This is a genomic window from Candidatus Rickettsia kedanie (assembly GCF_045865205.1).
Lineage (GTDB): Bacteria > Pseudomonadota > Alphaproteobacteria > Rickettsiales > Rickettsiaceae > Rickettsia > Rickettsia australis.
Genome location: NZ_BAABMM010000047.1, coordinates 1 through 4531 on the forward strand (window position 1 = coordinate 1; position 4531 = coordinate 4531).

The window sequence follows — 4531 nt, forward strand, 5'->3', positions numbered from 1 at the left end:
ATTTTTTTATCAATTGTTGCAATGCTTCTATGATTTTTCTTTTGTGTTCCGCGGTAAGTTGAGACGTGGTGCGTTCCTTTACAAAAACATTATCACCAGTGATCATAATACTTATTATATTACTATATTTTGTTTGTTTTTTTTCTTGTCTATATTTGATTAATAACTCATTTTGTGCTTGATGATCAAGTTTGCATAAGTTGCGTAAAAAATCTCTGTTAGTGATCCCATCTTTTAATAATTTTTCTTTGACTTCATCAGATAGTTTTTTTAAATTTAAAATATCTATTACTGATGATTTTGTAACGCCTATTTTATCTGCTACCGATTGCGTAGAAGTACAAATACCGTGTTCCATAAGATTATTATATGCATTCATTAATTCAATAGGATGCAACTCCTCTCTTTGTATATTTTCAATTATTGCAATTTCTTCGGCGTTTTTTCTGTCTTTTAAAATAATACATGGAACTGTTTTTAATCCAGCTATCAATGCTGCCCTATATCTTCTTTCCCCACTCACTATTTCATATTTATCTAATTCTGATGGTATAATTGTAAGTGGTTGTCTAATACCATGCTCCTTAATTGTTACAGCTAGTTTTTCTAAACTTTGGTCATTAAAAACTTTTCTTGCTTGTGTTTTAAAAGGTATTAGTTTTAAAACTGATATATTATAATACTCCCCTTTATATTCTTCAGTATATACACTTATCCTTGATTTATTGTTTCTATTCACCTCGTGACCAGTTGGGATTTTATATTTTGCATTATCAATTTTCATTTTGATTCCTTAATACTTGAATTAAAAATTATTTCCTTGCCTAAATCACATATGTCTTCAAATGCAAAAGAATTCTTTTTTCCCCAAAAAAATATGGATTGTTGTTTTTTGGCGGAAATGTTTATATCTTCACACTTTCTGACTATAGAATTCATAAGATGATTTTTATATTCATACCTTAATTTGCCTAGCGATTCTTGTGCAGTAGCGGTCTTTGATTCATATTTATTTGGAATAATTTTAAAATTTATTTCTAATTCCATAATTTCAGAAAAATTTTTAATTTCTTCTACTAGTATTTCTAAACCTTTTAAACTATATGGTTGTGTTTCACACACTATATTGATTTCATCTGCTGCTAAAGTTACATTCTTATTTACAGTACTGATTGTTGGATTAGTATCAATAAAAATAAAATCATATTTTTGTTTTATTGGTTCTATTAATTTCGAAAAAACTTTTTCTCTGTTTGTCATTTGATTCAGAGGAGTCTCCAACCTTGTTAAGGATAAATTAGACGGTAATATGTCTAGACCTTCATAAATATTAACTATCGCATCTTCAAATTTAAATTTATTTACTATAATATCATACAGTGTTGGGTAATCTGCATATATATCTAATCCATATGAATATGATAAGTGTGCTTGCGGATCACAATCTATAACCAGTACCTTAAACCCGCATAATGCAACAAAGGAAGATATTTGATAACATAGACTTGTTTTTCCTGTGCCACCTTTAAAATTTAAAAAAACATGTAATTTTTTTTGTGGGACTACTTCATTAAAACCAAAATGATTTATAATGTTGCGTATTGTTTTATAACTATATTTTTGTCTTGAATTAATACTTGTTTTTTCTGTTTTTATACCATGTTGGCTTATATATCTGCTTACATTCGAAGGTGTAGTACCCGTAATATAACATACAATTGATTGTGAAAAAAAAATATTCCATTTATCATTATTCATGCTGCAACCTTTTTCCCAATTGTATGTATAATATTTTAATCAATCAATAATTTTATTATTATACAAAATATCATTGACTACAATATTTTTTAAAAAAAATCAACAATTTTATTGCATTTACTTTTTATTGATTTTATTCTTATATTTGTTTTTGTCTATTCACATTAGCAAAATACTAAATTATGGTGTAATAGTACTAAATTTAATTCAGGTCTGAATAGTTTGATGGATAATTATAAAAAACCTAGATTTTAGAACAGGAAGAGGTGCTAAGAAATAAAATTATTCCCTAACACCGATAAATGATTATAGGAATATTAACATCTCCTATATCAGATTTATACAAAAGTTGGCACTTTCATGTATAAGTTTATTATATCATTTATTCATATATAAATCAAGTATAATAGAATTTCTTAGCTCCCTAAAAGGAGCATAAAATGCAATTATTTTACCCACTTGCTAGGTCAAGTGAGAATATAGGTATACAAACATACCTTGATACCACAAAGAATCAATCATACATCCCAATAACCGGGTGTGTCTTATCACACATATTATCATGTCTGGAGTTATCTTCACTTGAGAAGATGTACTATATTTTAGCTGATTCTATTTCTTGTATTAACTCCTCTAAAGGACATAATAGATCTATTTCTCTTCCTGCTAAAAGCTGGTCTTCTAGATTATCTTGTTCTAAATCTGAAGTGTTTGTTCTACAAAAATCTCTAGAGGATAAAGGATATTTTCTTGTTCATAGAGATAAGAATGATAAAGGACAGAATAATCGTAACATTATTACCACAACAATACCTGATAAGGTGTTTAATGATCTTAAATATGAACCAGAGAGATTTAATTTAAGTGTTAATAATAATATAGAGACTCAAGGCACTGATTATTCTCAGTCAGATAATCTAGATTCTATAGATAAAACCTTTTTACCTACCATGGAAGGAAAAAGACAACATCTTGAAAAAACTAAGATGTTTATAAGAGTACCTTATCAGTTCTTAAAGCAAATAAATTCTAATTGTAGCATTTCTACAACATCTAAAGTAATAATACTGTATCTTTTTATTAAGATTTATAAATCTACTGCTAATAAGTACAATTATGACGATTCTGATAATTCTTTAACTCGTCATTCATACTCTATTGTTACTTCTTATAAGGAATTACAAAAAGAACTTAAATTACATAGAAATTCTGTTTCTAAAGCATTAAAGACTTTAGAAGAGAATAATCTTATTTCTAAACAGAGATTTTTCATAAAAGATACAGAAAATTATACTAACAGTAGAGCGGATAAATCATTATGGCAAATATCAGTGCTTAATGTTTCTCTCATTACCAATCGCAGTGATCAGCAAGAACAAACAGACCAAGCAGAATATATAGGTCAAAAACAAGCAGTAATTAATAATCAACATCAGGAAACAGTAATTAGCGATCAAACTAAGGTAGAATATAACAATAATCATGTCTTGGAATCCTCTAAAGAATGGGCATGCACTAAATATGACCCTGCTTGCACTGATTTTGGTCAATTATATAATAAAGACTTTGTATTAAAGAATAGTATTATTAAAAATATAGATTATATAGATGCAAATTATCTGAATTTTAAAAACTTATCTTTGAAGAATCCTTTTGAATATAATCAATCTGATAAAACTATTAAAAAAGAATTTTTGGAAAACGAGCAAAGCTCGTTTCCATCTGAATCTTATAACAATTCTTTTAAAAATGTTATTGAGGTTAAACCATCTTGTTCTAATACTACCTCTAAGTCTGCTGCAAGAACCATCAAAGATATATCTGGATATAAGAAATTAAGGCATTTCTATCCACTTTCTGAAAAAGATGTAGATACACTGAACTTTAGAGCTGATAGAGAATTTAGCAATAATTTCATGAATCAGTTGTTATTGAAGCTCTACATCAAATATCCTGAAAAGAGATTTAAAAACAAATTTACGTTCTTGAGCTATATGGAGAAGATAATAAAGAATGAGAAGCATCAAGGACCGCTAGTTAATCACACGAGCTTTAGGTTTAGCTGTAACATAGGTACGATAGAGAAAAACTTACTTGAATATGAGAAATATCTAAGCCAAATAGAGCACTCATTTGATACCAGTAAAGAAATGCAGGTAAGGAAGAAGATAGCAGGCAGATTTAGTGCAGAATTAGCATACAAAATACTAACTATGGTAGAGTTTAAAACAAATCATGATAATAGTTTTATTACTGCATTAGTTCCAAATCATCTTGCTTTGAGCGAAAGACAAATAGCAGATTTAAGCAAGCAACTAGAAGCAGTATATGGTATTAATGGGTATTATGTAACGGAAGTTGAGGAGAAAATTACAGATGTAAAGTCTGAGAGCGTATGGGATGCTGAAAGGGGTAGTGGTAAAAGAGCGATAAAAATGGAAGAACAGAAAATATCACACCCTAAAACTACAATATCAGGTATTGTATCACATACCCCCCTTGTTGATATTCCAACTAGTAACAGCGTTGTGAATACAACTAGCGAAAACACAGTATAGCATCAAATACGAAAAGGACTAATTAAGGCATTAGGAGAGGCGATAGATATAGCGTGGTTTTCTAGAACTGTAGCGTTTGAAGATAATGAAAATTCCACGCTAACGCTAACAATGCCAACAAGGTTCATGGCGGATTGGACTCGCAATAACTACTTGCATGTGATAAGGAGACTTGCTGGTGGTCTAGAGGTTAAGAGTGTGGAATTCGAATATTA

2 protein-coding genes and 1 pseudogene are annotated in these 4531 nt (G+C 29.1%); 1 reads left to right on the forward strand and 2 read right to left on the reverse strand.

Annotated features, from left to right (window positions below; genetic code table 11):
- Window positions 1-784 (reverse strand): ParB/RepB/Spo0J family partition protein (locus tag ACKTSD_RS07485; RefSeq protein WP_412708688.1); only part of this gene is annotated, 784 nt, incomplete at its 3' end.
- Entirely contained in the window at window positions 781-1758 is a 978-nt protein-coding gene (locus ACKTSD_RS07490; RefSeq protein WP_412708689.1) for a ParA family protein, read from the reverse strand. The genes ACKTSD_RS07485 and ACKTSD_RS07490, both read right to left, overlap by 4 nt.
- A 440-nt stretch (window positions 1759-2198) precedes the next feature.
- On the opposite strand from ACKTSD_RS07490, the pseudogene ACKTSD_RS07495 reads away from it, so the two are divergent.
- Window positions 2199-4531, forward strand: a pseudogene (locus ACKTSD_RS07495) (DnaA N-terminal domain-containing protein); the annotation flags it as partial.